The following is a 25,485-nucleotide window of genomic DNA, read 5'->3' on the forward strand; positions in this document are numbered from 1 at the left end:
GTCAGGACTGCGGCGGGGTGGCGGTGTTTTCCGCCCGGTCGCCGCTGCGGAAGCTGACGTAGGCTTCGCCACGCAGTTCCTGCAGGAAGCGGTTGTATTCCTCTTCCAGCTTGCGGCGGCCGATGGTCTCACGCACCTGGGCACGCTGGTTGTCGCTGGTCACATCGGTCTGGCGGGTCGCGACGCGCTGCACGATATGCCAGCCGGCATCGGTACGGAACGGCTGGCTGACGCCGCCATCCTGGATGCCTTCCACCTGCTGGCCGAAGGCCGGACCGAAGGCATCGGCCGGGAACCAGCCCAGATCGCCGCCCTGGCCCTTGCTGTTGTTGTCTTCCGACGATTCCTTGGCGACCTGCTCGAAATCGCTACCGCCGACCACGCGGGCCCGCAGCGTGTCGATCTTGGCCTTGGCCGCGGCATCGGTCTGGTTGTCGTCCACGCGCACCAGGATATGGCGGGCGTGGTACTCGGTGACGGTGTGGGCACCGGCGGCGGCATTGGCGTCGCGCACTTCCACCAGCTTCAGCAGCTGGAAGCCGCTGGGGCCGCGGATCGGGCCAACCACGTCACCCGCCTTCATCTGCTGCATCATCTGCGCGAACGCCGCCGGGATTTCGTCCAGCGTGCGCCAGCCCAGGTCGCCGCCTTCCAGCGCGTTGGGGCTGTCGGAATAGCGCACGGCAGCGGCGTTGAAGTCCAGCTCGCCCTTGTCCAGCAGGGTCTTCACGCCGTCGGCCTTCTTCTGGCCGGTGGCGATCTGGTCGGCGTTGGCACCGTCGGGCAGGGCAATGAGGATATGCGCCAGGTGGTACTGGTTGCCGGCGGTGGCCTGCTGCTTCAGCGCGGCATCCACTTCACCCTCGCTCACGCTGATGCGGCTCTGGGCGAAGCTCTGGCGCAGGCGCTGCACGGTGATTTCATCGCGCACCGAGGAGCGGAAGTCCTCGAAATCGATGCCGTCATGGGCCAGGCGCTGGCGCAGGGCGTCCAGGTTGGAACCGTTCTGCTGGGCGATGGAGTTCATCGCCTGGTTCAGTTCCTGGTCGCTGACACGGATGCCGCTGCCCTGGGCGCGGGCCACCTGCAGCTTCACCAGCACCAAGCGCTCCAGCACCTGGCGGCTGAGCACGTCGTCCGGCGGCAGCTGGTTCTCGCGGCCGGCGTACTGGGCCTTGATGTTGGCGATGGCGCGCTGCAGTTCACTCTGCAGGACCACGTCCTCGTCGACGATCGCCGCAATGCGGTCCAGCGGCTGGGCCTCCTGCGCGATGACCTGCAGGGGGGCGGACACGCTGGACACCGCCAGCAGCGAGGCGAGAAGAACGGGGAAGCGCTTGGTCATGGGATCAGATTCGGATCGTAGTCGTCCCGGGTCACCCCGGTATTGCTGGGCGGCACCAGATAAAGGTCGTCGCGGTTGTACCCGAGGATAGCACGGCGCAGGGTACGGTCCGTGTCCTGGCCCAGCGAGCTCAGGCCCTTCAGCACGAACTCGACCTGGATGGAATTGTTCAGGTCGCCTTCGCGGTTGCGCACGTAACGACGGGCCACGGCGCGCACGGCCAGGCAGCAGCTGTCCCACTGCACGCCGCCGATGATTTCCAGCGGGGCCTTGTCTTCCAGCGAGTAGTAATAGCGGCCAACCAGGCTCCAGCGCGCATTCAGCGGGTACAGGAACGACAGGTCGGCCTGCTTCAGCAGGTCGGTGCCATCGGGGTTGATGCGGTGGCGGTAGGTCAGGTTGACCACGCCATCGTTGGACATCAGGTAACGGGCGCGGAAGCTGGCCAGGTCCTCACGCTTGTACTTGGGGTCCCACTGGTAGGTGGCGCTCAGGGTCCAGCGGTCGTTCACCATGTAGTTGGCGTCGGCAATCCAGGCGGACTTGCCCTTTTCCACCGGTGCGCCGCCCGGCGTGGTGGTCACCCGCGACTCGTCGAAGTACTGGATCTGGCCGATGCTGGCCGAGAACCGTTCCCTGCCGGTGGTCTGGTCGATGAAGCGGGTACCCAGCGCCATGGTCAGCTGGTTGGCATCGTTCTGGCGGTCGGCGCCGGTATAGCGCGAATCGCGGAACAGCTGGCCCCAGCTGAAGGTGAAGTCACGGGTGTCGAACAGCGGCAGGTCGTCCTGGTTGCGGTAGGGCGTGCGCAGGTAGAACAGGCGCGGCTCCAGGGTGTGCAGGAACGACTTGCCACCGATGGTGGTTTCGCGGTCGAAGAACAGGCCGGCGTCCAGGCTGGCGATCGGCAGCGCGCGGCTGGGCGAGGTGTTGCCGCGCAGCTGCTCGGCGCTGGCCGTGGTCACGTCCACGCCCTGCGAGGTCAGCACGGTCCTGCGGATGTCGTCGGCCAGCCCGCGGTCCAGCTGGTAGGCGGTATAGCGGTAGGCCAGGGTGGGCGTGACATACCAGGCCGCGCCGCTGAACGGGAACGAGACGTAGGGTTTCACGTCCAGGCGCGAACCGCCATACATGCGGGTGACCGTGCCGTTGCGCACGTATTCGCCCTCGGCATCGACCACCTTCTCGTTGATGTCATCGTGGGTGAAGCGCACTGCTTCGGCGTAGACGCCGGTTTCCAGCCACGGCAGCAGCGGCTTGTCCCAGGTGAAGTACACCCGCGGCTGGCGGTTGTAGGCCAGCGCCCGCTCGGTCAGGGTGTAGTCGGTCAGCTGCCAGCGGTCGGCCATGATGCCGGCCGTCCAGTTCTTGCCGGTGCCGTACAGGCCGATGGTGCTCTGCAGGTTCGACGCTGTCACGCCCAGCAGGCGGTTGGAGAAATCCTCCACGTAGCGTTCGTCGCTCACCCAGGCCAGGTTGGCACGGGCCTGCCAGTGGCTGTCCACGTTGTGGTAACCACTGAACATCACCCGGCCACGGTCGCGGTCGCGCAGCTTGTCGTTGGGGATGTAAGCGGTCAGCAGCTCGCCGCGCCCGCCGTTGTAGAGATAGCGGAACTCGTTGTCCAGCATCAGGCCGCGCTGGCTCATGTAGCGCGGCATCAGGGTGTCGTCGTAGTTCGGCGCCAGGTTCAGGTAGATCGGCTGGGTGTAATCGAAGCCGTTGCGGCCGGACATGCCCAGCTGCGGGAACAGAAGGCCGGTCTTGCGGCGGTCGTCGATCGGGAACTTGAAGTACGGCGCCCACAGCACCGGCACCTTGCCGATGCGCAGCACGGCATTGCGGGCGGTACCGAAGCCCTCGTCGTTGTCCACGTCGATCTGTGGCGCGGTCAGCTTCCACACCGGCTGCGAGGGATCGCAGGTGGTGTAGGTGGAGCGGTGCATCTGGCCCACGGCGCCCTGCAGGTCGACCGATTCGGCTTCGCCGTTGCCGCGGCGCGACACCAGCTGGTACTGGATGTCGGTGATCTTGTGGGTATCGCTTTCCTGGTTGCCCTCGGCGCGCTTGGCCACCATGCGGATCGACGAATCCTGGTAGCGCACGTTGCCGTCGGCGATGTAGTTGCCGGTGTCGGTATCGAAGCTGAGCTTGTCGGTGCCCACGAACTGGTCGCCGCGGCGCAGGGCCACGTTGCCCTGGTACTGCGGCACGGTGGTGGTGCCCAGCAGCTGGTCACCCTCGATGTCGGTGGGCTGCTGCTCGCGCTGGGCACTGGCGGCGGCCGCGTCCTGCCCCGGCACCGGGGTGGGGGCATCGGTGAAGGCGGGAATGACTTCGGTGGCCGGGCACAGGCCCCAGTTGAGCGGCTTGTCATCGGCCATCGCCGGCAGGCAGACAGCGATGCTCAGGGGCAGGGGAAGCAGGCGGAGGGCTCGGCGCACGCGGTTCGGATTCGGGCGAAAACGGACGGTAGATTGCCCCATCCCTTGCATAGGGGCAATGAAGGCGTCTGGACAGTGCCGGTTCGGGTTCATCCTGGGCCGGTCGCGCCGGTGCCCTGCAGCAGGGCCTGCACATGGGCCACGGTGCACTCGGCAAGGGCCTGCAGGTCGTAGCCGCCTTCCAGCATGGAGACCACGCGGCCGGCCGCATGGCGCCGCGCCAGGGCGTGCAGCTCGCTGGTGATCCAGGCGAAATCTTCGGTTTCCAGCATCAGGTCGGCCTGCGGATCGCGCAGATGGGCATCGAAACCGGCCGAAATCAACAGCAGCTGCGGGCGGAAGTCGTCAATGGCCGGCAGCATCTCGTCGGCCCAGACGTTGCGGAAGCGGAAGCCACCGCTACCCGGCGGCAGCAGGATGTTCATCAGGTTGCCGGCGCCACGGTCGCGGCGCAGGCCCGAGTTGGGGAACAGGCCAGCCTGGTGGGTGCTGTAGTACGACACCCGCGCGTCATGCTGGAAGATGTCCTGGGTGCCGTTGCCGTGGTGCACGTCGAAGTCGACCACGGCAATCCGTTCCAGCCCGTGGCGGTCGCGCGCGTAGGCGGCGGCGATGGCGATGTTGTTGAGCAGGCAGAAGCCCATGGCCGTACTGCTGGTGGCATGGTGGCCCGGCGGGCGCACCGCGCAGAACGCCAGCGGGTCATCGCCCAGCATCACCGCGTCCACCGCAGCCACGCCGGCACCGGCGGCGTGCACGGCGGCGCTGGCCGAACCGGGCGAGGTCCAGGTGTCCATGTCCAGCTGGCGCAGCGGCGCGGTCTGCGGCTGCAGGACGAAGTCGAGCAGGGCGCTGTCGTGCACCCGGCTCAGCTCGCCGAACTTGGCCGGCGTGGCCTGTTGCCAGTCCAGCTGGCCGGGAAAGGCCTGCCGCAGGGCATCGAGCACCACCTGCAGCCGCTGCGGGCATTCGGGATGGCCGGGGCCGGGGTCGTGCAGCAGGCAGGCGGGGTGGGTATAGACCAGCATCGGCGGTCAGCGCTGCCGGTGCTGCGGCTGCCACAGCGCCTCGCCGTGGCCATCGGCACGGGCCAGCACCCGCGACAGCACGAACAGCAGGTCCGACAGCCGGTTGAGGTACTGCAGGGCTTCGCTGCGCACGCTTTCCACCCGCGCCAGGGCCACGGTCTCGCGCTCGGCCCGGCGCACGATGGTGCGTGCCAGGTGGCAGCGCGCGGCGGCTTCGCCACCGGCCGGCAGGATGAATTCCTTCAGCATCGGCAGGTCGGCGTTGTAATGATCCAGCTGCTGCTCCAGCGCCGAGATGTCGGCGGCGTGGATGGCGGCATGGCCCGGCACGCACAGCTCGGCGCCAAGGTCGAACAACTGGTGCTGCAGGTGGACCACCAGCGCCCGCACGTCGTCGGGCAGCGCCGTGGCCAGCAGCAGGCCAAGGGCGGCATTGGCTTCATCCACCGTGCCGTACGAGGCCACGCGCAGGTCGTCCTTGCCGACCCGGCTGCCGTCGCCCAGACCGGTGCTGCCGTCGTCGCCGGTGCGGGTGTAGATGCGCGAAAGACGATGGCCCATGCGATTTCTCAGTGCTGGATGTCGCGGCGGGCCTGCTGCAGCTTCAGCACCTGCTCGACCGCCAGCTGCAGGGCCGCGGCCAGCGTCACGTAGATGGCCGTGGTGCGCAGGTAGGGGCCGAACCACTGCGCGTAGTTCTGCGCCCAGCCGGCCACGGTCGGCTCGGCCACGTTGCGGGTGGTCCAGTAGAAGCCGCCCTGTGCGAGCAGGTGGCACAGCGCCACCGAGGCCACCAGCAGCAGGGCACCCTTGCCCAGCGTCAACCAGTGCGCGCCGTGGTAGTTGCGGCCCAGCAGCAGGCCGCCGGCCCACAGCGAGAAGTACGCCGGCAGCAGCAGCCAGTAACCCGGCGAGACGCAGTAGTGCTGCCAGAAATCCAGGCCGCTGCTGCGGATCACGATCCAGTCCACCAGCACGGCGAAGACCATCAGCAGCGGGAATGCCCAGCGCGTCCAGCGCGCCAGGTAGAAGCCACCGATGAAGAACACCGCCCAGGATGCATCGGGGATGGCCGCGAAGTGGTTGACCCGGGTCGCCGCCAGCAACAGCACAAGCACGGAGAGGACAAAGGCGCGGTTGGCGGTGTCGGACATGGCAGCGGGCCCGGAGCGGATTCAGCTTTCATTCTAGCCCGCCGCGCGGGTTGGCGCAGGGCCCGGCGGCGAGCGCGTATCATTGGCTCATGAGTGAACGACATGACGTGCTGATCGTCGGTGGCGGTCTGGTGGGAGCCAGCCTGGCCATCGCCCTGGACCGGCTGGGCCTGGACGTGGGCCTGCTCGAGGCCAGCCCGGCCGGCGAACTGCCGGCGGTGTTCGACCAGCGCAACCTCAGCTTCGCCGCCGCCACCGTCAATGCGCTGACCGCGCTGGGGGTGATGCAGAAGCTGGCGATGGCGCCCGGCCCGATCCGGCGCATCCATGTCAGCCGCGCCGGGGATTTCGGCCGGGTCCAGCTCGACGCGGCCGACTACGACCGGCCCTGGTTCGGCCAGGTGGTGGTGGCCCGCGATTTCGGCCAGGCGCTGGAAGCACGCCTGCAGGAACTGCCGCGCCTGCACCGTTATCGGCCGATGCGTTTCCTTGGCCTGGGCGAGGTGATCGACGGCCATCGCCAGGTGCGCGTGGCCGACGAGAGCGGCGAGCGCGTGCTGCAGGCGCGGCTGGTGGTCGGTGCCGACGGTACCGCCAGCGGCGTGCGCGAGGCGCTCGGCATCGAGGTCGACCGCCATGATTTCCTGCAGACCCTGTTCGTCGCACGCGTGCGCAGCCAGCGCGCGCCCGATGGCAGTGCCTGGGAGCGTTTCACCGACACCGGCCCGACCGCGCTGCTGCCGCGCGGTGACCGTCACTTCGGCTGCGTGCACGGCGTGGCCCGTGACCAGGCCGAGGCGGTGATGGCGCTGGACGATGCCGCCTGGCTGCAGCGCCTGCAGAGCGCGCTGGGCTGGCGCGCCGGGCGCCTGCTTGAATCCGGTCCGCGCAGTGCCTACCCGCTGGTGCAGGTGCTGGCGCGCGCGCTGGCCGGGCAGCGCACGGTGCTGCTGGGCAATGCAGCGCAGACCATCCATCCGCTGGGGGCGCAGGGTTTCAACCTGGGCCTGCGCGATGCGCTGACCCTGGCCGAGCTGCTGGAAGACGCGGGCGGGGATGCCGGCAGCGATGGCCTGCTGCAGGCCTACGTGGCCCGCCGCGAAGAGGACCGCCGGCAGACGGTGGCGTTCTCCGGTGGACTGGCCCGGCTGACCAGCAACCCGGCGCCGCTGCTGCGGCCGCTGCGCAGCCTGGGCCTGGTCGCTGCGCAACGCGCGTCGGTGCAGTCGATGCTGGTCGGCGGGGCAATGGGTTTCCGCGGCGACGTGCCGCGCCTGTGCCGTGGGGAGGCCGCATGAGCCGGCGCATGCGTCTGGATGTGGTGGTGGTCGGCGGCGGCGTGGTGGGTGCCACCTGCGCCCTGGCGCTGGCCGATGCCGGTCTGTCGGTGGCCCTGGTGGAAGGCCGCGAGCCGGCGGCTTGGCAGGCCGCGCAGCCGGATCTGCGGGTGTTCGCGTTTGCTGCCGACAATGTGCAGCTGCTGCAGCGCCTGGGCGTCTGGCCGGCCATCGCGCAGGCCCGTGCCTGGCCGTACCGGCGCATGCAGGTGTGGGATGCGGCCGGCGGTGATGACCTGCTGTTCGATGCAGACCGCTTCGGTCGACGCGAGCTGGGCTTCATCGTTGAAAACGGCTTGCTGCAGGACCGCCTGTGGGCAGCGTTGCCGGCGGCGGGTGTGCAGGTGCACTGCCCGGCGCGGGTGGACGCGCTGGAGCAGGACGAAGACGGCGTGCGCCTGCGGCTGGACGATGGACGCAGGCTGGAGGCGGCGCTGGCGGTGGCAGCCGATGGCGCCGAGTCGACCTTGCGTCGTCTGGCCGGCATCGATGTCGAATCGCACGACTACCACCAGCGCGGCGTGGTGGCCTATGTGGACAGCGATCTGCCCAACCAGGCCACGGCCTGGCAGCGCTTCCTGCCCACCGGGCCACTGGCGCTGCTGCCCGTGGCCGAGCGCCGCAGCTCGATCGTATGGACCCTGCCCGAGGACGAGGCCGCACGTGTGCTGGCCTTGGACGAAGCCGCCTTCAACCGCGAACTGACCCGTGCGTTCGCCGCGCGCCTGGGCGAACTGCGCCTGGCCTCGCCGCGCGCGGCGTTCCCGCTGCGCCGGCAGTTGGCCCGCCATTACGTGGCCGGTCGTGTGCTGGCGCTGGGCGATGCCGCGCACGTGGTGCACCCGCTGGCCGGGCAGGGCGTGAACCTGGGGCTGCGCGATGTCGCCGCCCTGCAGCAGTGGCTGGCGCCGTCGGCCGAACGCCGTGGCCAGCCGCGCCTGTCGCCGCAGCGCCTGCAGCGCTGGGCCCGCGAACGCCGCAGCGATAACCAGATTGCCGCCTACAGCTTCGATGCGATCAACCGGCTGTTCTCCAACGACGAAATGCACCTGACCCTGGCCCGCGGCCGCGCGCTGGGTTGCGTGGGCAAGTGGCCGCCCCTGGTGCAGGCGTTCTGGAAGCGCGCCGCCGGCGTGTAACCCGCCGGTAGCCCCGTCTTTCAAGTAGATCCACGCCATGCGTGGATGACGTTTGCCAGTGCCACCCAAGGTTGGCACCTACCGACCGCGCGGTGTGCGCCTCAGCGCAGCGGCGAAGCCAGCACCGTGATCTCCTCACGGTCGTGGTACAGCTGCTTGGCCCGTACCACCAGCGGCTTGCCCGCCTGTTCCTGGAACAGGTCCAGGCACAACCGCGTCTCGTCCCAGCGCTTCTTCATCGGCAGCTTCAGGTTGAAGATCGCGTGCCGGCACCATCCTTCGCGGAACCACGTCGCCATGCGTTCGGCCACGCGGCGCGGCTGTTCCACCATGTCACAGACCATCCAGTCCAGTGCCTGGTCGGGGTGCCAGTGGAAGCCGTCGGCGCGCAGGTGTTCAACCAGGCCGGTGTCCAGCACGTGCTGGCGCAAGGGGCCGTTGTCGATGCTGAGCACATGCACGTGCTGGCGGGTCAGCACCCAGGTCCAGCCGCCGGGGGCGGCGCCCAGGTCTGCCGCGCGCAGGCCCGGTTTCACCAGGGCCTCGCGCTCGTCCGGCGCCAGCAGGGTCAGCAACGCCTCGTCCAGTTTCAGCGCCGAACGCGACGGAGCTTCGGGCAGCAGCTTCAGGCGCGGAATACCCAGTGCCCACGGTGCACTGTCGGCCGGGTCGGCCACGCAGACGAACGCATGGGTGCCATCGACGAAGACCACATGCAGGCGCGGCAGGCGCGGGTTCGGCTTGTCGGTCAGCTTGCCGGCCTTGCGCAGCGCCGGGCGCAGTGCGTTGCCGAACGCGCGGGCCAGCCCGGACAGCGGCTTGCCGGCATCCGAATCGGGGTGTTCCACCCACAGATCGCCGAAGCGCGGCGCATCGGCCAGCACCTCCAGCATCGGGGTGATGCGGTCAGCCGGGTCCAGCTGCGGCAGCTCGGCCAGCACCACCAGCTTCTGCCGCGCGAAGATCAGTTCGCGCCACGGCAGGCGCGGGGCCAGCGCGGCGGCTTCGTCGCACATGAACAGCACGTAGCCATCATTGCGCTGGGTGCGCGCATAACCGGCGAAACCGGCCTGGCCGGCGCGGTGCTGCAGTTCGCCAGCCAGCTCGGGTTCGAAACCCTGCCGGCACAGGCAGAGCAGGCCGATACCGGTCTCAGTAACGGGTGCCATCGGCTTCCCCATAGGCACGCAGCACGCTGCGCGCGGCATCGCGGTTCAGGCCCTGCACCACTTCAATGCCGCGCTTGTTCAGTTCGCCCACCCAGTCGGCCGGCAGCGGGCCTTCGTCGAACGGGGTCAGTGATTCCACGTCGGCCGAACTGGCACCGATCAGCAGGCGGTCGATGCCGGCCCACACGGTGGCGCCGTAGCACTGGCAGCACGGCTGCGAGCTGGTGGCCAGGGTGACCGGCGACAGCACCGCGTTCAGGCGCGGGGTCTGCAGGCGCTGCTGGGCCAGCATGTAGGCCATGTTTTCGGCGTGCGCCAACGAGGTGGCGTGCGGCACGACACGGTTCACGCCGGCGGCGATCACCTTGTCATCGGGGCCGAACACGACGGCGCCGAACGGGCCGCCACTGGCGTGTTCGACATTCAGCCGCGACAGCTCGATCGCCAGTGCGACCTTGGCCTCGTCGCCCGGAAAGCGACGATCCAGGTCGATCTGGTCGTGGATCCAGGCGGGAAGGGTCAGGTGGACTTGCGCGTACAGCATCGCGGGGGTGCCTCGTAGGGTGGAATAGGGGGCAGGAACAACAGCCGGCGCGCAGTGTAGCCGCAGCGGCATGCAGTGGGGGTGTCGGCGCGGGATCAGGCGTCGGTTTCAGCGTCGGTGTCGGTGCGGATCACCACGTACTGCTTGCGGAATTCCAGCCCGGCCTGCGGCCAGCGCGCGGCGTAGGCGCGCAGCAGGGGCAGGGCGGCGGGGAAGTCATGGCCGTTCACCCGGCAGTCGGCCTCGCACTGGCCGTCGGCATCGCGCGAGGCGAACAGGCGGATGCCGAGGAACTGGCGGGTCTTCAGCAGATCGTTGAACGCCTCCAGGCTCTGGGTGAACAGGCAGCAGGGGCAGGAGCCGTGGTCGTCCTCGCTGCAGTCGGCGGCCTCATCGCGGGGTTCGCCGCGGTAGTGGGCCAGCGGCCCCAGCACCACCGCGCGCGCCAGCGCCGTGCCGGTTTCTTCGGCCGGGTAGCGCAGGGTCAGCATCTGCAGTTCCGGCGCATCGTCGGCGCCGACGGCCGCCTGCAGGGTGGCCAGGTCGACCCGCACCCAGTTCTCGAAGCCGGACAGCACTGCATCCTGCTCGCTGTCGCCGGCGGCGTGCTGGTACTCGAACAGGCCATCGGCGAACAGGTCCGGGTGACGCACTTCGATCACGGTGGAGGTCTGCCAGCCGCCGTTGTCGCGCGCGTTCGATGCGACGCCATGCGCAATCAGGCGCAGTCCACTGTCCAGCACCAGCTCGGCGCCGTCGACGGTGCAGGCAATGTCGCGGCCCTGCAGGACCTGCATCAGCAGGGGTAGAAACGGGTTGGCGGTAGCGGTCATGTCAGGCCTGTCAGTGAAAGGGGGCAGCGGTCACAGCGCATCGCGTTCGGCGCGATAGCGCTGCGCCTGTGCCTGCTGCTGCGGGTCATCGCCATGGTCGCGCAGCCAGGTGTCCAGTTCGCGTCGGTAATCGGCGCGGAAGCGCTCGTTGCCGGGGCTGAAATGCAGCCTGCGCGCGGCCACCTCCACCCGCTCGCGTGCGCGGGCGCGGGACTGGGCGATGCCATGCGGCGATTCGTTGGTGAGGATCACGATGCTGCGCGGGAAGCCGGGTGCGTACTTCACCACGAAGGGCTGGCCCTGCGCGGGAATGCGGATCGCGTTTTCCAGCGGCCACAGCGAGATGGTGTTGGTATGGAACACCACGTCCACATCCTGGCCATCGGCGGTGTGCACCACTGCCTCGTAACGCCAGATGTAGCGGTCGTTGAGGGTGGAACTGGTTTCCTCGGCCTTGACGATCACCGCCTCGCCGCGCTCGCCGATCCAGTTCACCCAGGCCGCGTTGACGAACGTACCCAGGAAGACGTTCAGCATCGCCAGCGGAAACAGGGCGATGAGGTAGAGCGGCGTGCGCCGCCACCACGACAGCAGGCCGGCCAGCGCCATCAGCACCGGCAACGCCAGCAACGGGTGCTGGGACAGGAACCAGAGCAGGGCGGAGGGGGCGGCGGTCATTGTCGGGGGCATGCGGGCGCCGTCCTGGCGCCCGCGCGGGTCCTCAGGCCGACCAGGTGTCGCGCAGGGTCACGCTGCGGTTGAACACCGGCTTGGCTTCGGTGTGGTCGCGGCGGTCGGCGACGAAGTAGCCGGTGCGCTCGAACTGGAACGACTGTTCCGGGGCGGCGCTGGCCGCGGCCGGCTCGACATAGCCGGTGACGGTGCGGCGCGATTCCGGGTTCAGGTAATCGCGGTAGGTCTTGCCTTCCGATTCGTCGTCCGGGTTGGGCACCGAGAACAGGCGGTCGTACAGGCGGATTTCGGCCGGCACGCCGTGCACGGCGCTGACCCAGTGGATGGTGCCCTTCACCTTGCGGTTGGCGCCTTCCATGCCCGGGCGCGATTCCGGATCCAGCCAGCCGCGCAGCTCGGTGATGGTGCCGTCGGCATCCTTGATCACTTCATCGCAGCGGATGATGCCGGCGCCGCGCAGGCGCACTTCGCCGCCCGGCACGAGGCGCTTCCAGCCCTTGGGCGGTACTTCGGCGAAGTCCTCGCGGTCGATCCACACTTCGCGTGCGAACGGTACCTGGCGGCTGCCGAAGCTCTCGTCCTTCGGATGGTTGCTGAAGGTCAGCTGCTCTTCGTGGCCTTCGTCCAGGTTGGTCAGCACCAGCTTCACCGGGTCGATCACCGCCATGCGGCGTGCCGCGGCGCTGTCCAGGTCTTCGCGCAGCGCGCCTTCCAGCACGCTGAAATCGATCATCGAGTTCTGCTTGCTGATGCCCACGCGCTCGGCGAACAGGCGCATCGCCGCCGGGGTGTAGCCGCGGCGACGCAGGCCCTGCAGGGTCGGCATGCGCGGGTCTTCCCAGCCGTCCACCAGCTGTTCGGTCACCAGCGCCATCAGCTTGCGCTTGCTCATCACCGTGTAGTTGATGTTCAGGCGCGAGAATTCGATCTGGCGCGGCTTGGCCGCTTCACGCGGCAGGCCGGCATCGACCAGCGGCTGGGTCAGCGCGTCGTCATGGGCGAAATCGACGTTGTCCACGCACCAGTCGTACAGCGGGCGATGGTCTTCGAATTCCAGCGTGCACAGCGAGTGGGTGATGCCCTCGATGGAATCGCCCAGTGCATGGGCGAAGTCGTACATCGGGTAGATCGGCCACGCGTTGCCGGTGTTCTGGTGCTCGACGTGCTTGATGCGGTACAGGGCCGGATCGCGCAGGTTGATGTTGCCGCTGGCCATGTCGATCTTCGCGCGCACGGTACGCGCGCCGTCCGGGAATTCACCCGCGCGCATGCGGCGGAACAGGTCGAGGTTTTCCTCCACGCTGCGGTCGCGCCACGGCGACGGACGGCCCGGCTCGGTCAGGGTGCCGCGGTAGGCACGCACTTCTTCGGCCGACAGGTCGCAGACGTAGGCCTTGCCCTGTTCGATCAGCTTCTCGGCCGCCAGGTAATAGGTCTGGAAATAGTCCGAGGCATGGCGCAGTTCGTTCCACTCGAAGCCCAGCCAGCGCACGTCGTCCTGGATGGCGGCCACGTACTCGGGGTCTTCCTTGGCCGGGTTGGTGTCGTCGAAGCGCAGGTTGCACACGCCGCTGAACTCACCGGCCAGGCCGAAGTTCAGGCAGATCGACTTGGCATGGCCGATGTGCAGGTAGCCGTTGGGCTCGGGCGGGAAGCGGGTCTTGATCGCCTGGTGCTTGCCGCTGGCCAGGTCCTCGCGCACGATCTGGCGGATGAAATCGCGCTTCTCGTGGCTGTCGGCGGGGGTCTCGGGGCTGGCGGGGGTGTGCTCGGACATGAGTCTGGGGCGAAAAAGGGCAGAAAGACCAACAGTCTAGCGCGTACCGGCCAGGGCTGCCGGGGTTTGCCGCCCTGCCCGGCGAGCGCAGCGGCGCGATTCAGGCCCCGGGCGTATGCTGGAACCCTGTCCCGAGGAGCCGCCCATGCACATCGTGTACAAGGCCGACAACCTGTTCGACGCCCATCTGGTGAAGCACGCGCTGGAAGATGCGGGCATTCCCGCCTTCGTGTTCGGCGAATCGCTGCTGGGCGGCATGGGCGAACTGCCGCTGTTCGGCGTGCTGCGGGTGGGCATCCCCGATGCGGCGCGGCCGCAGGCCGAGGACATCGTGGCCGCGCTGGACTTGGGCCAGGGCCCGGCCGACCCCATTTCCGATGCAGACGATTGGGCCGGACAGCCGGCGTAGGAGCGCATCATGTTGGGAATTGGCCAGGGCATCCTCGGCATCGGGGCCTTCAAGCAGCGTCTGCCGCGTGCGGAAGAGGCGCTGCCGGGGCGCGACCAGCCGTTGCCGCTGCACAGCAACCAGCACTTCGTGAACAGCCATCCGCTGAAGGACCGTTTCGCCGGCCTGCAGCAGATCCGCTTCGCGCTGGGCTGTTTCTGGGGCGCCGAACGCAAGTTCTGGAGCGAGCCGGGCGTGTACAGCACCTCGGTGGGCTATGCCGGTGGCATGACCCCGAACCCGACCTACGAAGAGGTCTGTTCGGGCCTGACCGGCCACACCGAAGTGGTGCAGGTGGTGTTCGATCCGGCGGTGGTCAGCCTGGAGCGGCTGCTGCAGTTGTTCTGGGAAAGCCACGACCCGACCCAGGGCATGCGCCAGGGCAACGACACCGGCACCCAGTACCGTTCGGCGATCCATGCCACCACCGAGGCGCAGTACGCGGCCGCGCTGGCCAGCTGCGAGGCGTACCAGGCGCAGCTGGACGCGGCCGGTTACGGGCCGATCACCACCGAGATCGTGTATCCGGCACCGGAGTACTACTATGCCGAGGACTACCACCAGCAGTACCTGGCGAAGAATCCGAACGGCTACTGCGGCATTGGCGGCACCGGCGTGAGCTGCCCGATCGGCCTGGATGTGGAGGCGCCGCGCTGACGCGCGGAAGTCCGCCTGCGGCGGGCAACGTCAACGTCAACGTCAACAGCCAAAGCGGCTCTGGGTTGCTGATGGTTGGGCGGGACGGGGGCGGCTGGCAGGACACGCCGTGAACCCATCCAAAGGGGCTCGTAGGCGCCATCCATGGCGCCTGCGGTCCTGCCAGCCGCCCCCGTCCCGCCTTCGACAGTTTCCCGGTGACGGTGGGCAAGAGCATTGGTTGGTGACGAACTGATGGAAAACAAAAAAAGGACGCGGCTTTCGCCGCGTCCTTTTTCTTTGGTTCTGCATTGCCCCGTAGAGTCGAGCTTGCTCGACTGTGAGCAAGCGCAGCGCGCGACCCGCTGTTGCTCTTCTCTCTTTTTTCCGTGGCGGGCGGCCACCGGAAACTGTCAGAGGGCGGGCGGGTTGGGTTCGCGGGAGTGTCCGCCGCATGGATGCGGCGGCCAAGCCTCCAGGGATGGATTCACGGCGTCTCCCGCGAACCCAACCCGCCCGACCCAGCGCGGCTGTTGCTCTGAGCCCCCCGCCACGAGGGGCTCAGCCGTTGGCTGGAATCACAGTTCCGAGCGGATGCGCTCGCGCAGCGCCTGCAGGTCCTTGGCGAACGCGTCGATGCCGGTGGCCAGCTTCTCGGTGGCCATCGGATCGGCCGCCAGGTCCGCCGCGAACTTCGCTGCGTCGATCGGGGTCACCGCCACGCCGTCGGCCGCACCGGCCACCAGCTTGCGCGGCAGTTCGCCGTGGTCGGCGTCCAGCTTTTCCAGCAGGTCCGGCGAAATGGTCAGGCGGTCGCAGCCGGCCAGCGCTTCGACCTGCGCGGTGGAGCGGAACGAGGCGCCCATCACTACGGTGGGCGAACCGCGGCGCTTGAACTCGGCGTACACGCCGCGCACGAACTTCACGCCCGGGTCTTCGTCGATGTTGGCCGGGGTCTGGCCGTTGGCCACGTACCAGTCCAGGATGCGGCCCACGAACGGCGAGATCAGGAACGCGCCGGCTTCGCTGCAGGCCAGCGCCTGGGTCGGGTTGAAGATCAGGGTCAGGTTGCAGTCGATGCCCTCGGCCTGCAGGATGCGCGCGGCCTCCACGCCTTCCCAGGTCGCGGCGATCTTGATCAGGATCTTCTCGCGCGGCACGCCGGCGTCGGCGTACATCTGGATGAACTGGCGGGCCTTGGCCACCGTGGCGGCGGTGTCGTAGGCCTGGTCGGCATCGACTTCGGTGGACACACGGCCCGGCACCAGGGTGCTCAGCAGCGCACCAACGCCGATGGTCAGGCGGTCGGCCACGGCATGCACCACGGCTTCGCGGTCGCCGCCCTGCTGGCGGCCCCAGGCCAGTTCGCGCTCGATCAGCTCGGCATAGACCGGCAGGTCCAGTGCCTTCTTCACCAGGGTCGGGTTGGTGGTGCAATCCACCGGCTGCAGGCGCTTGATCGCGTCGTAGTCACCGGTATCGGCAACGACCACCGACAGTTCACGCAGCTGGGACAGTTTGGACGGGGTACTCATTACGGCTCCTGGTGCAGGGAAATCGAATCGCGCGCGGTGCGCAGCGGGTTTCAGGGACGGTCGTTGTGGACCGCAGTGACGCGCAGCCGCAGCTTGCGGCCGCCGGGGGCGTTCCAGTCGATGCTCTGGCCCACGGCCAGGCCCAGCAAGGCGCTGCCAACCGGGGCCAGCACGGAGACCTTGCCCTCGTCGACATTGGCTTCGCGGGGGAAGACCAGGGTCAGGACGTGCGTCTCGCCCGACACCTCATCTTCGCACTCCACGCGCGAATGCATCATCACGATGCCTTCGGGAATCTGATCCGGCGCCAGCACGGTGGCCCGGTTGAGTTCCTGGGAAAGCGCGAGCGCGGCAGGCGTCTGGCTCAGCGCAGGGGAATCGAGCATGGCCTCCAGGCGGTCCATGTCGAAGCTGGAAACGGTGATCGACGGCGGCAGGCCGCTGGCGGTGTTCATGGTGGTGCTCCTTGGTTGATAGCCATGCAAAAGGCGGCGCTTCGAGCGCCGCCTGGGACTATTGTGGGGACAAATGTGGCCGGAATCGACTCCCGGCCGCGCGCGAGGGCGAACGACGGGGATCAGCCGTTCAGCAGCGTCGCCGCTGCGCCAGGCGCTTCGCCGGCCGGCGCGCCCTGCGCGTCCAGAGTGAACAGCGCCTCTGGCAACCGCTTGAACTGTTCGGCCAGCTCGGTCAGGAAGCCGTGCATGGCCGAACTGCGGCGCCAGACCATGGCAATGCGACGGCTGGGCCGGCCTTCGCCGACGAAGTCAATCAGGCGGATGTTGCTCGAGCGCGGCACCGGCGGCTGCACCGACAGGCTGGGCAGCAGGGTGATCCCCACATCGGCGGCGACCATCTGCCGCAGGGTTTCCAGGCTGGTGGCGCGGAACTCGGATTTTTCGTTGGCACCAAACAGGCGGCACACTTCCAGCGCCTGGTCGCGCAGGCAGTGGCCGTCTTCCAGCAGCAGCAGCTTCTGCGTGGCCAGTTCCTGCACATCCATGTGTTCACGCCGGGCCAGCGGATGGCGCCCGGAAACGGCCAGCAGGAACGGTTCTTCAAACAGGAATTCGGCGTGCAGCTGGTCGTCCACCACCGGCAGTGCCAGCAACGCGGCGTCCAGCTTGCCGTCGCGCAGGCGCTCCAGCAGCACGTCGCTCTTTTCTTCCACCAGCAGCAGTTCCAGTTCCGGGAAGCGGCTGCGCAGGCGCGGGATGACGTGCGGCAGCAGGTACGGGCCCAGCGTGGGGAAGATGCCCAGGCGCACGGTACCCGCTTCCGGATCGCGGTTGCGCCGCGCCGCTTCCTTCAGCTGCTCCACTTCGGACACGATCACCCGTGCCCGTGCGGCCGCTTCGTGGCCGGCGGGGGTCAGCATCACTTTGCGCGGCGCGCGCTCCACCAGCGGCAGCCCCAGCTCTTCCTCCAGCTTGCGGATCTGGGTGGACAGCGTGGGCTGGCTGACGAAACAGGCGGCGGCGGCCCGGCCGAAATGCTTGTGATCGGCCAGGGCCACCAGGTACTTCAGATCGCGTAGGTTCATCCTTCAGACCCCAGGGAAAACGGACCGGCGGTCGGCATGGTCGACCCAGCAGGCTAACGATGTTCCCGGTGGACTGGGAACGGTGGATCAGGCCGCTTCGGCCACTGCACCACTGCCGGTGTTCACCGACGAGCGGATCAGGTGGTCGAAGGCACTCAGTGCAGCGGTGGAACCGGCGCCCATGGCGATGATGATCTGCTTGTAGGGTACCGTGGTGCAATCACCGGCGGCGAACACGCCCGGCAGGTTGGTCTGGCCACGGTCGTCGATCACGATCTCGCCACGCGGCGACAGGGCTACGCTGTCCTTCAGCCATTCGGTGTTGGGCAGCAGGCCGATCTGCACGAAGATGCCTTCCAGCTCGACGCGGTGGGCATCGCCGCCGACGCGGTCCTTGTAGACCAGGCCGGTCACCTTGCTGCCATCGCCCAGCACTTCGGTCGTCTGCGCGCTGGTCAGCACCGTCACGTTGCCCAGGCTGCGCAGTTTCTTCTGCAGCACTTCGTCGGCACGCAGGCTGGAATCGAACTCCAGCAGCGTCACATGCGACACAATGCCCGCCAGGTCGATGGCCGCTTCCACGCCGGAATTGCCGCCGCCGATGACCGCCACGCGCTTGCCCTTGAACAGCGGGCCATCGCAGTGCGGGCAGTACGCCACGCCCTTGTTGCGGTACTGGTCCTCGCCCGGCACGTTCATCTGCCGCCAGCGCGCGCCGGTGGACAGGATGACCGAGCGCGACTTCAGCACTGCGCCATTTTCCAGCTGCACCTGCACCAGGCCATCCTCACCGGCCGGCACCAGCGCAGTGGCGCGCTGCAGGTTCATGATGTCGACCTCGTACTCGCGCACGTGCTGTTCCAGTGCCGTGGCCAGCTTGGGGCCTTCGGTCTCCTTCACCGAAATGAAGTTCTCGATGGCCATGGTGTCCAGCACCTGGCCACCGAAACGTTCGGCGGCAATGCCGGTGCGGATGCCCTTGCGCGCGGCATAGATGGCTGCTGCGGCACCGGCCGGGCCACCGCCGACCACCAGCACATCGAAGGCGTCCTTGGCGGCGATCTTCTCGGCGTCGCGCTTGCCGGCGTTGGTGTCCAGCTTGGCCACGATCTGCTCCAGGGTCATGCGGCCCTGGTCGAACACTTCGCCGTTGAGGTAGACGGTCGGCACGGACATGATCTCGCGCTTCTCGACTTCGTCCTGGAACAGGGCGCCGTCGATGGCCACGTGCTGGATACGCGGGTTGAGCACGGCGGCCAGATTCAGCGCCTGCACCACGTCCGGGCAGTTCTGGCAGGACAGCGAGAAGTAGGTTTCGAACCTGTATTCGCCTTCCAGGTTCTGCACCTGCTCGATCAGCTCGGCGGTGGCCTTGGACGGGTGGCCGCCCACCTGCAGCAGCGCCAGCACCAGCGAGGTGAACTCGTGGCCCATCGGTAGACCGGCAAAGGTCAGGTGGATGTCCTGGCCTGGGGTGCCCAGGTCGAACGAGGGCACGCGGCCCTGGCCATCGCGCAGCACCTGCAGCGAGATCTGGTCCGACAGGCTTTCCAGGGTCTGCAGCAGTTCCAGCATTTCCTGCGACTTGGCGCCATCGTCGGCGCGCGCGGTGATCTGGATCGGGCGGGTCACGCGTTCCAGATAGGTCTTCAGCTGCGACTGCAGGTTGGCGTCCAACATGGTTCTCTCCTGGTTTCAGGCAAAGCGTGGGCGTGGCACCGCTGTAGAAGGTAGCGGACCAGCATGGGGTAGGGGTGAACCCAAGACAGCGACCGTGGAAGGGGCTGGCTGGCCAAGGCTGGCGTGCGTTGGCTGTCTTGGGTTCACCCCCACGCCGGCGTGGGGCCGGCACGGGGATGAAGGGCGCGCCGCGGCGTGGGGCCGCGGCAGGCCGGTACGACTTAGATCTTGCCGACCAGGTCCAGCGACGGGGTCAGGGTCTTTTCGCCTTCCTTCCACTTGGCCGGGCAGACCTGGTTCGGGTTGGCGGCGGTGAACTGGGCGGCCTTCAGCTTGCGCAGGGTCTCGGCCACGTCACGGGCGATCTCGTTGGAGTGGATCTCCTGGGTCTTGATCACGCCTTCCGGGTTGATGATGAAGGTGCCGCGCAGGGCCAGGCCTTCTTCTTCAATGTGCACGCCGAAGGCGCGGGTCAGCTTGTGGGTCGGGTCGCCGACCAGCGGGAACTGGGCCTTGCCGACGGCCGGCGAGGTTTCGTGCCAGACCTTGTGCGAGAAGTGGGTGTCGGTGGTGACGATGTAGACCTCGGCGCCGGCCTTCTTGAACTCGGCGTAATGGTCGGCCGCGTCTTCGATCTCGGTCGGGCAGTTGAAGGTGAACGCAGCCGGCATGAAGATCAGCACGGACCACTGGCCCTTCAGGCTGGCATCGGAAACCTTGATGAACTCGCCGTTGTGGTAGGCGTTGGCTTCGAACTGCTGGATCTGGGTGTTGATGAGGGACATCGTTTTTCCTCTGGTGAAGGGGAGTGGGTGAATCGACAGGAGCTAGGTTACCGATTCAGTGGCGATAAGAACAATGCATTGATTTCATCTATTCAATAGATTTGATCTATTGAAATTCAAGGGGCGGGTTGCCGTTTGGACGGCGGATGTAATGCAAGTGTTTGTATATAAAGATAAATTACCTGAGTTGGCGGCGTACGAGTGATAGCCCCTTCTTATCCCGCCCCGGCCAACCTGAACAAACCCCGCTTTTTGTAGCGTCGAGACATGCTCGACTGCTTTGCCGGAGCAGTCGAGCATGGCTCGACTCTACAATTGCGGCATGTCCTTTGAATCCGAATCCTCGCTGCGCCAGATCGTGGCCGCGGCCAGTGCCCGCCTCGGCGGCATCGACGCCCGCCACGAGGCCGAACTGCTGCTGCTGCACGTGCTGGACCGCCCGCGCAGCTGGCTGTTCGCGCACGCCACCGATCCACTGCCGGAAGCTGAACAGACCGCCTTCGAGAGCCTGCTGGCCCGCCGCATCTCCGGTGAGCCGGTGGCGTACCTGACCGGCCGCCGCGGCTTCTGGACGCTCGATCTGGAAGTGGATGCGGCCACCCTGATCCCGCGCCCGGAAACCGAGCTGCTGGTGGAACTGGCGCTGGACCGCCTGCCGGCAGACCGCGCCCTGCAACTGGCCGATCTCGGCACCGGCAGCGGCGCCATTGCCCTGGCGCTGGCCAGCGAACGGCCGCAGGCGCAGGTGCTGGCCACCGATGCCAGCCCCGCTGCGCTGGCTGTGGCCGCGCGCAATGCCACGCGCCATGAACTGCGCAACGTGCGCTTCGCCGAAGGTGGGCAGGACTGGTATGCACCGCTGCAGGGCGCGCACTTCGACCTGATCGCCAGCAATCCGCCCTATATCGCCAGCGACGATCCGCACCTGCAGCAGGGCGACCTGCGCTTCGAACCGGCCACGGCACTGGCGTCGGGCCTGGATGGCCTGGACGACATCCGTGCCATCGCCGAGGGGGCCTGCGCGCATCTGCACCCCGGTGGCTGGCTGCTGGTCGAACACGGATGGGACCAGGGCGCGGCGATCCGCGCGCTGTTCGACGCCGCGGGCCTGGCCGAGGTAAGCACCGCGCAGGACCTTGAACAGCGCGACCGGGTCACCCTGGGGCGGCGACCGGCCTAGAATGGGGGTTCTCCTGCCAGCGGCAGGGCACCACCACGGAGCTGCAAGCATGCGTACGCTGTACCCCGCCATCACCCCCTACGACGTCGGCACCCTGAAGGTCGACGACCGCCACACGCTGTACTTCGAACAGTGCGGCAACCCGGACGGCAAGCCGGTGGTGATGCTGCACGGTGGTCCGGGCGGCGGCTGCAGCGACAAGATGCGCCAGTTCCACGACCCGTCGAAGTACCGCATCATCCTGTTCGACCAGCGCGGCGCCGGTCGTTCCACCCCGCACGCCGACCTGGTCGACAACACCACGTGGGACCTCGTTGCCGATATCGAGAAGCTGCGTGAACACCTGAAGGTGGACCGCTGGCAGGTGTTCGGTGGCAGCTGGGGTTCGACCCTGGCCCTGGCCTATGCCGAAACCCATCCGCAGCGCGTGACCGAGCTGGTCCTGCGCGGCATCTTCATGCTGCGCCGCTGGGAACTGGAATGGTTCTACCAGGAAGGCGCCAACCGCCTGTTCCCGGATGCCTGGGAGCACTACCTGAAGCCGATTCCGGCCGTGGAGCGCCATGACCTGATCTCGGCCTTCCATCGCCGCCTGACCAGTGACGACGAAACCACGCGCCTGGAAGCGGCCAAGGCCTGGGCGGTGTGGGAGGGTGCGACCAGCTTCCTGCACGTGGACGACGACTTCATCAACAGCCATGAAGACCCGCACTTCGCCCTGGCCTTCGCCCGCATCGAAAACCACTACTTCGTCAACGGCGGGTTCTTCGAGGTGGAAGACCAGTTGCTGCGCGACGCGCACCGCATTGCCGATATTCCCGGCGTGATCGTGCACGGCCGCTACGACGTGGTCTGCCCGCTGGCCAATGCCTGGGACCTGACCAAGGTGTGGCCGAAGGCGAAGCTGGAAATCACCCCGGCTTCGGGCCACTCCGCGTTCGAAGCGGAGAACGTGGACGCGCTGGTGCGCGCCACCGACAGCTTCGCCTGATGCCCACGGGGTCGGATCCCTTTCCCACGGAAAGGGCTCTGACCCCGGTCCGACCGCGTAACCGGAACCCATCCACGCATGGCGTGGATCTACCAGTGGCCGGCCAGCAATGCGTCCGCCAGCACCTGCAGCTTCGGTGAGTGCTGCCGCGACGGCGGGTAGATCAGCGACAGCGCGCGGCTGCGGCCTTCAAACGGCTGCAGCACGCGCTGCAGGCGGCCGTCGGCCAACGCATCGGCCACCGCGAAATCCATCACCTGCACGATGCCGATGCCGGCGATCGCCGCTTCCACCAGCGGATCACCGCTGTCGAACACCATCCGCGTCGGCGGGGTGAAGTCGCGCAGCTGACCGTCCTGCCGGAACTGCCAGTCCACCACGCGTCCGCTGCGCAGGTTGCGTACTGCCAGGCAGGCATGGTCGTGCAGCGTGGCGATATCCCCCGGCGTGCCACAGCGGGCCAGATAATCCGGGCTGGCCACGGTCACCCAGCGCAGCGGCCGCAGCGGCCGCGCAACGATGCGCTGGTCGGCAATCACGCCGGTGCGCAGCGCGGCATCGAAACCTTCCTCGACCAGATCGACCAGGCGGTCACTGAGCACGGCCTCCACCTGCAGCTGCGGGTGCTGCTGCAGCAAGGGGGCCAGCAGCGGCACCAGCACCTTGCGCCCGAACATCGACGGCGCACTGATCTTCAGCGTGCCCGACGGCGTGCAGGGGCGGTCAGCCAGCTGCCGCTCGGCATCCTCGAAACCGCACAGCAGCGGCGCCACCTGGTCGACGAACTGGCGCCCATCCGGGGTCAGCGCCACGTTGCGGGTGTTCCGCTGCAGCAGCTTCACGCCCAGCGTGGCTTCCAGCCGGCCGATCGCGCGGGACAGCCCGGGTTGGCTCAGGCCCAGCTGCCCGGCGGCCACGGTGAAGCTGCGTGCTTCGGCGACCTGCACCAGCATGCGCACGGCGTTCAGGTCCAGGGAAGATCCATTCATGCGAAAAATCATGACAGATATGGATCGAAAGGGGTTTATTGATGTGCCCGCATGAATGAGACTGCGCTCCCCCGTCGCCCCGCCCGTGCTCATGCCCCCTCTGAAATACCCGCGCTGGGCGCTGACCCTGCTGGCCACCGCCCAGCTGATCATCGCCCTGGACGCCACCATCATCTTCGTCGCCCTGCATGACATGGGCCGCGCGCTGCAGATCAACGCGCAGCAGCTGCAGTGGGTGGTCAGCGCCTACACCGTGGCGTTCGGTGGCAGCCTGCTGCTGGGCGGGCGCGCCGCCGACCTGATCGGGCGCCGCCGCTTCTACCGGCTGGGCATGCTGCTGTTCGCGCTGGCCTCGCTGCTGGGCGCGCTGGCGCCGAACGCCACGCTGCTGATCATCGCGCGCGCGGCGCAGGGCATCGGTGCCGCGCTGCTGTTCCCGGCCACGCTGGCGCTGATCAACACGCTGTATGCCGAGGGCCCGGTGCGCAACCGCGCGCTGGCGATCTGGAGCATGGCCAGCGCGGTCGGTCTGGCGCTGGGCACCCTGCTCGGCGGCGTGCTGACCCAGGTCTTCGGCTGGCCGGCGGTACTGGCGGTGATTGTGCCGCTGGCCAGCGCCTGCGCCGTCGCCGCCGGTGCGTGGCTGCCGGCCGATGGCCCGCGTGCGCAGGGGCGCTCGTTCGATCTGGCCGGCTGCATCACCGTCACCCTCGGCGGCAGCCTGCTGGTGACCACGCTGGTGCAGGGGCCAGAGTGGGGCTGGACTGCGCCGGCCACGCTGGGCTGCCTGCTGCTGTCGGCGCTGCTGCTGGTGGCCTTCGTGCAGATCGAACAGCGCAGCCGCGATCCACTGATGCAGTTCGCGCTGCTGCGCCTGCCGGGCCTGCGCGCCGCGCTTGGCCTCACCTTCGCGTTCATGAGCAGCTACGGCGTGCAGTACTACTTCATGGCGCTGTATTTCCAGGATGGCTACGGCTGGAGCCCGCTGCAGGCGGGCCTTGCGTTCCTGCCGGCCACAGCGGTGTGCACCGTGGGCATCCAGCTGGCCGAATGGGCGTTGAAACGCTGGAGCGCGCGCAAGGTGCTGGTGCTCGGCCAGCTGGCGGGCGCCGTCGGTATCGCCTGGGTCGCAGCAACACTTCCGCACGCCTCGAACTTCTGGCCGCTGCTGCCGGGCGTGGTGGTGCTGAGCATCGGCCAGGGCATGACCTGGACCTCGATGTGGATCGTGGCCGGGCAGGGCGTGCCGGCCGCGCAGCAGGGCGTGGCCTCGGGCATGGCCGCTACCGCGCAGCAGATCGGCGGTGCGCTGGGTCTTGCTGTGCTGGTGATGGTGGCCAATGCCGGTGCCGGCGTTGCAGGTTCGCCCAGCGCGCTGGCCGGGCTGGTGCGTGCCGAGTACGGCGCGGCGCTGTTCGCCCTGTTCGGCGTGGTCATCGCGCTGGGCCTGCGCCCGGCACCGGTAGACTCGAACGCCCCCGCCTGCCTGGCCAATGACGCATGATCGAACTGCTGGACCTGGAACAGACGCTGCAGGCCTTCGCGGCCTGCAACGACGACCACGATGTGTTTGCTTCCTTCGGCTGGGTGCATGCCACCGAGGGAGATCTGCTGCAGGCGCGCTTCTGGCTGCCGCCCGACGAAGACACCGCTTTCGACGATGACAGCGAGGTGCCGGCCGAGGCGCGCGCGCTGGGGCTGACCCCCTACCTGGAGCCGGCGACGTTTGCCGATGTGCTGGAGGTACAGAAGCGCCAGCGCCCGCTGTCCCCGCTGGCCGAGTACGCACAGGCGCTGGCGTACTACCACGAATACGACGCGTTCCAGCAGGTGGAAGGCATCGACGAGGCGCTGGGGGAGGCCACGGCTGAAGCGCAGGCGGCGGCGCGCGCGGTCGGCGTGGGCGCGGGCATCTTTGCTTCGTTCGATCTGCAGCTGCTGGCGTGTGCGGACGAGCAGCTGAAGGCCACCGCGCAGGCCGTGGCGCACCTGCACGAGGTGCCGGTGGGGCAGGCGCTGGCGCGCTGCCGCGCATTGCCGCTGTTGCTGGGCCAGGCCCTGGATCGCAACCGCGCGCAGGCCATCAAGGACGACTTCGAGGCCATCGGCGCGACCGTGCAGGTGCACGCGTTCAAGCCGTTCCCGTGGATGGACGCGCCCGTATTGCGTTGAACAACACCATCCACGCATGGCGTGGATCTACGGGAATGCCGCGCCATGCGAGGGTGGCCGTCA

24 protein-coding genes are annotated in these 25,485 nt (G+C 68.1%); 8 read left to right on the top strand and 16 right to left on the bottom strand.

Translation table 11 applies throughout. From position 1 onward, the window contains the following. Nucleotide 1 precedes the first annotated feature (1 nt). From RTY46_RS03380 to RTY46_RS03400, 5 genes are all read right to left on the bottom strand, one after another. A complete protein-coding gene (locus tag RTY46_RS03380) occupies nt 2–1,345 on the bottom strand; it encodes a peptidylprolyl isomerase (RefSeq protein ID WP_312706670.1) in 1,344 nt (447 codons plus the stop codon). Next, nucleotides 1,342–3,789: an LPS-assembly protein LptD gene (lptD, locus tag RTY46_RS03385; protein WP_312706671.1), complete on the bottom strand. Its 2,448-nt coding sequence runs from the start codon at nt 3,787–3,789 to the stop codon at nt 1,342–1,344. The genes RTY46_RS03380 and lptD overlap by 4 nt, the downstream gene beginning before the upstream one ends. Before the next feature lie 89 nt (nt 3,790–3,878). Next, on the bottom strand, nt 3,879–4,817 hold the full coding sequence (locus tag RTY46_RS03390; RefSeq protein WP_312706672.1) for a histone deacetylase family protein: 939 nt from the start codon (nt 4,815–4,817) through the stop codon (nt 3,879–3,881). Nucleotides 4,818–4,823: 6 nt separating this feature from the next. Next, nucleotides 4,824–5,378, bottom strand: coding sequence for a cob(I)yrinic acid a,c-diamide adenosyltransferase (locus RTY46_RS03395; RefSeq protein ID WP_108767803.1), 555 nt, complete (start codon nt 5,376–5,378; stop codon nt 4,824–4,826). Nucleotides 5,379–5,386: 8 nt separating this feature from the next. Then, nucleotides 5,387–5,971: a hypothetical protein gene (locus tag RTY46_RS03400; RefSeq protein WP_312706673.1), complete on the bottom strand. Its 585-nt coding sequence runs from the start codon at nt 5,969–5,971 to the stop codon at nt 5,387–5,389. A gap of 89 nt (nt 5,972–6,060) precedes the next feature. On the opposite strand from RTY46_RS03400, the gene ubiH reads away from it, so the two are divergent. After that, on the top strand, nt 6,061–7,269 hold the full coding sequence (ubiH, locus tag RTY46_RS03405; protein ID WP_312706674.1) for a 2-octaprenyl-6-methoxyphenyl hydroxylase: 1,209 nt from the start codon (nt 6,061–6,063) through the stop codon (nt 7,267–7,269). Then, the gene (locus RTY46_RS03410) at nt 7,266–8,447 is read left to right on the top strand and encodes a UbiH/UbiF family hydroxylase (protein ID WP_312706675.1); all 1,182 of its coding nucleotides are present in this window, start codon (nt 7,266–7,268) and stop codon (nt 8,445–8,447) included. Before ubiH ends, RTY46_RS03410 begins: the two co-directional genes overlap by 4 nt. A 101-nt stretch (nt 8,448–8,548) precedes the next feature. Here RTY46_RS03410 and rlmM read toward each other — a convergent pair whose 3' ends face one another. The 5 genes from rlmM to RTY46_RS03435 form a co-directional block, all read right to left on the bottom strand. Further along, a complete protein-coding gene (rlmM, locus tag RTY46_RS03415; RefSeq protein WP_312706676.1) occupies nt 8,549–9,616 on the bottom strand; it encodes a 23S rRNA (cytidine(2498)-2'-O)-methyltransferase RlmM in 1,068 nt (355 codons plus the stop codon). Further along, entirely contained in the window at nt 9,600–10,160 is a 561-nt protein-coding gene (locus RTY46_RS03420) for a nucleoside deaminase (protein WP_312706677.1), read from the bottom strand. Before RTY46_RS03420 ends, rlmM begins: the two co-directional genes overlap by 17 nt. Nucleotides 10,161–10,255: 95 nt before the next feature. Next, nucleotides 10,256–10,993, bottom strand: coding sequence for a DUF6348 family protein (locus tag RTY46_RS03425; protein WP_312706678.1), 738 nt, complete (start codon nt 10,991–10,993; stop codon nt 10,256–10,258). A gap of 30 nt (nt 10,994–11,023) precedes the next feature. Beyond that, on the bottom strand, nt 11,024–11,671 hold the full coding sequence (locus tag RTY46_RS03430; protein ID WP_312706806.1) for a hypothetical protein: 648 nt from the start codon (nt 11,669–11,671) through the stop codon (nt 11,024–11,026). Between the two features lie 43 nt (nt 11,672–11,714). Further along, on the bottom strand, nt 11,715–13,463 hold the full coding sequence (locus RTY46_RS03435) for a glutamine--tRNA ligase/YqeY domain fusion protein (protein ID WP_312706679.1): 1,749 nt from the start codon (nt 13,461–13,463) through the stop codon (nt 11,715–11,717). A gap of 145 nt (nt 13,464–13,608) precedes the next feature. Between RTY46_RS03435 and RTY46_RS03440 the strand changes: the two genes are divergently transcribed. Beyond that, nucleotides 13,609–13,872 carry a DUF2007 domain-containing protein gene (locus RTY46_RS03440; protein ID WP_312706680.1) on the top strand — a complete coding sequence of 88 codons (264 nt, stop codon included), beginning with the start codon at nt 13,609–13,611 and terminating at the stop codon, nt 13,870–13,872. 30 nt (nt 13,873–13,902) lie between these two features. Next, on the top strand, nt 13,903–14,568 hold the full coding sequence (msrA, locus tag RTY46_RS03445; RefSeq protein ID WP_312706809.1) for a peptide-methionine (S)-S-oxide reductase MsrA: 666 nt from the start codon (nt 13,903–13,905) through the stop codon (nt 14,566–14,568). A gap of 557 nt (nt 14,569–15,125) precedes the next feature. On the opposite strand, the gene RTY46_RS03450 is transcribed toward msrA, so the two are convergent. The 5 genes from RTY46_RS03450 to ahpC all read right to left on the bottom strand — a co-directional run bounded on the left by RTY46_RS03450 (nt 15,126) and on the right by ahpC (nt 20,090). Continuing rightward, a complete protein-coding gene (locus tag RTY46_RS03450; RefSeq protein ID WP_312706681.1) occupies nt 15,126–16,082 on the bottom strand; it encodes a transaldolase in 957 nt (318 codons plus the stop codon). A gap of 50 nt (nt 16,083–16,132) precedes the next feature. Further along, complete coding sequence (gene rnk, locus RTY46_RS03455; protein ID WP_312706682.1) at nt 16,133–16,537, bottom strand: nucleoside diphosphate kinase regulator; 405 nt, start codon at nt 16,535–16,537, stop codon at nt 16,133–16,135. A 122-nt stretch (nt 16,538–16,659) separates the two neighbouring features. Further along, entirely contained in the window at nt 16,660–17,625 is a 966-nt protein-coding gene (locus RTY46_RS03460; protein ID WP_312706683.1) for a LysR substrate-binding domain-containing protein, read from the bottom strand. Between the two features lie 87 nt (nt 17,626–17,712). Further along, nucleotides 17,713–19,305 (bottom strand): alkyl hydroperoxide reductase subunit F, encoded by a 1,593-nt coding sequence (gene ahpF, locus RTY46_RS03465; RefSeq protein ID WP_312706684.1) that lies wholly within the window; start codon nt 19,303–19,305, stop codon nt 17,713–17,715. A 221-nt stretch (nt 19,306–19,526) separates the two neighbouring features. Then, nucleotides 19,527–20,090 carry an alkyl hydroperoxide reductase subunit C gene (gene ahpC, locus RTY46_RS03470; protein WP_312706685.1) on the bottom strand — a complete coding sequence of 188 codons (564 nt, stop codon included), beginning with the start codon at nt 20,088–20,090 and terminating at the stop codon, nt 19,527–19,529. A 322-nt stretch (nt 20,091–20,412) separates the two neighbouring features. Here ahpC and prmC point away from each other — a divergent pair, with 322 nt between their 5' ends. Continuing rightward, entirely contained in the window at nt 20,413–21,270 is an 858-nt protein-coding gene (gene prmC, locus RTY46_RS03475) for a peptide chain release factor N(5)-glutamine methyltransferase (RefSeq protein WP_312706686.1), read from the top strand. A 49-nt stretch (nt 21,271–21,319) separates the two neighbouring features. After that, nucleotides 21,320–22,261: a prolyl aminopeptidase gene (gene pip, locus RTY46_RS03480; protein ID WP_014036057.1), complete on the top strand. Its 942-nt coding sequence runs from the start codon at nt 21,320–21,322 to the stop codon at nt 22,259–22,261. An 89-nt stretch (nt 22,262–22,350) separates the two neighbouring features. Here the strand turns inward: pip and RTY46_RS03485 are convergent, their stop codons facing one another. Further along, the gene (locus RTY46_RS03485; RefSeq protein ID WP_312706687.1) at nt 22,351–23,250 is read right to left on the bottom strand and encodes a LysR family transcriptional regulator; all 900 of its coding nucleotides are present in this window, start codon (nt 23,248–23,250) and stop codon (nt 22,351–22,353) included. A gap of 91 nt (nt 23,251–23,341) precedes the next feature. Between RTY46_RS03485 and RTY46_RS03490 the strand changes: the two genes are divergently transcribed. After that, a complete protein-coding gene (locus tag RTY46_RS03490; protein ID WP_312706688.1) occupies nt 23,342–24,754 on the top strand; it encodes an MFS transporter in 1,413 nt (470 codons plus the stop codon). After that, entirely contained in the window at nt 24,751–25,422 is a 672-nt protein-coding gene (locus RTY46_RS03495) for a hypothetical protein (protein ID WP_312706689.1), read from the top strand. Before RTY46_RS03490 ends, RTY46_RS03495 begins: the two co-directional genes overlap by 4 nt. Nucleotides 25,423–25,485: the final 63 nt, after the last annotated feature.

This window comes from Stenotrophomonas sp. (assembly GCF_032056425.1).
In the GTDB taxonomy this organism is placed as follows: domain Bacteria; phylum Pseudomonadota; class Gammaproteobacteria; order Xanthomonadales; family Xanthomonadaceae; genus Stenotrophomonas.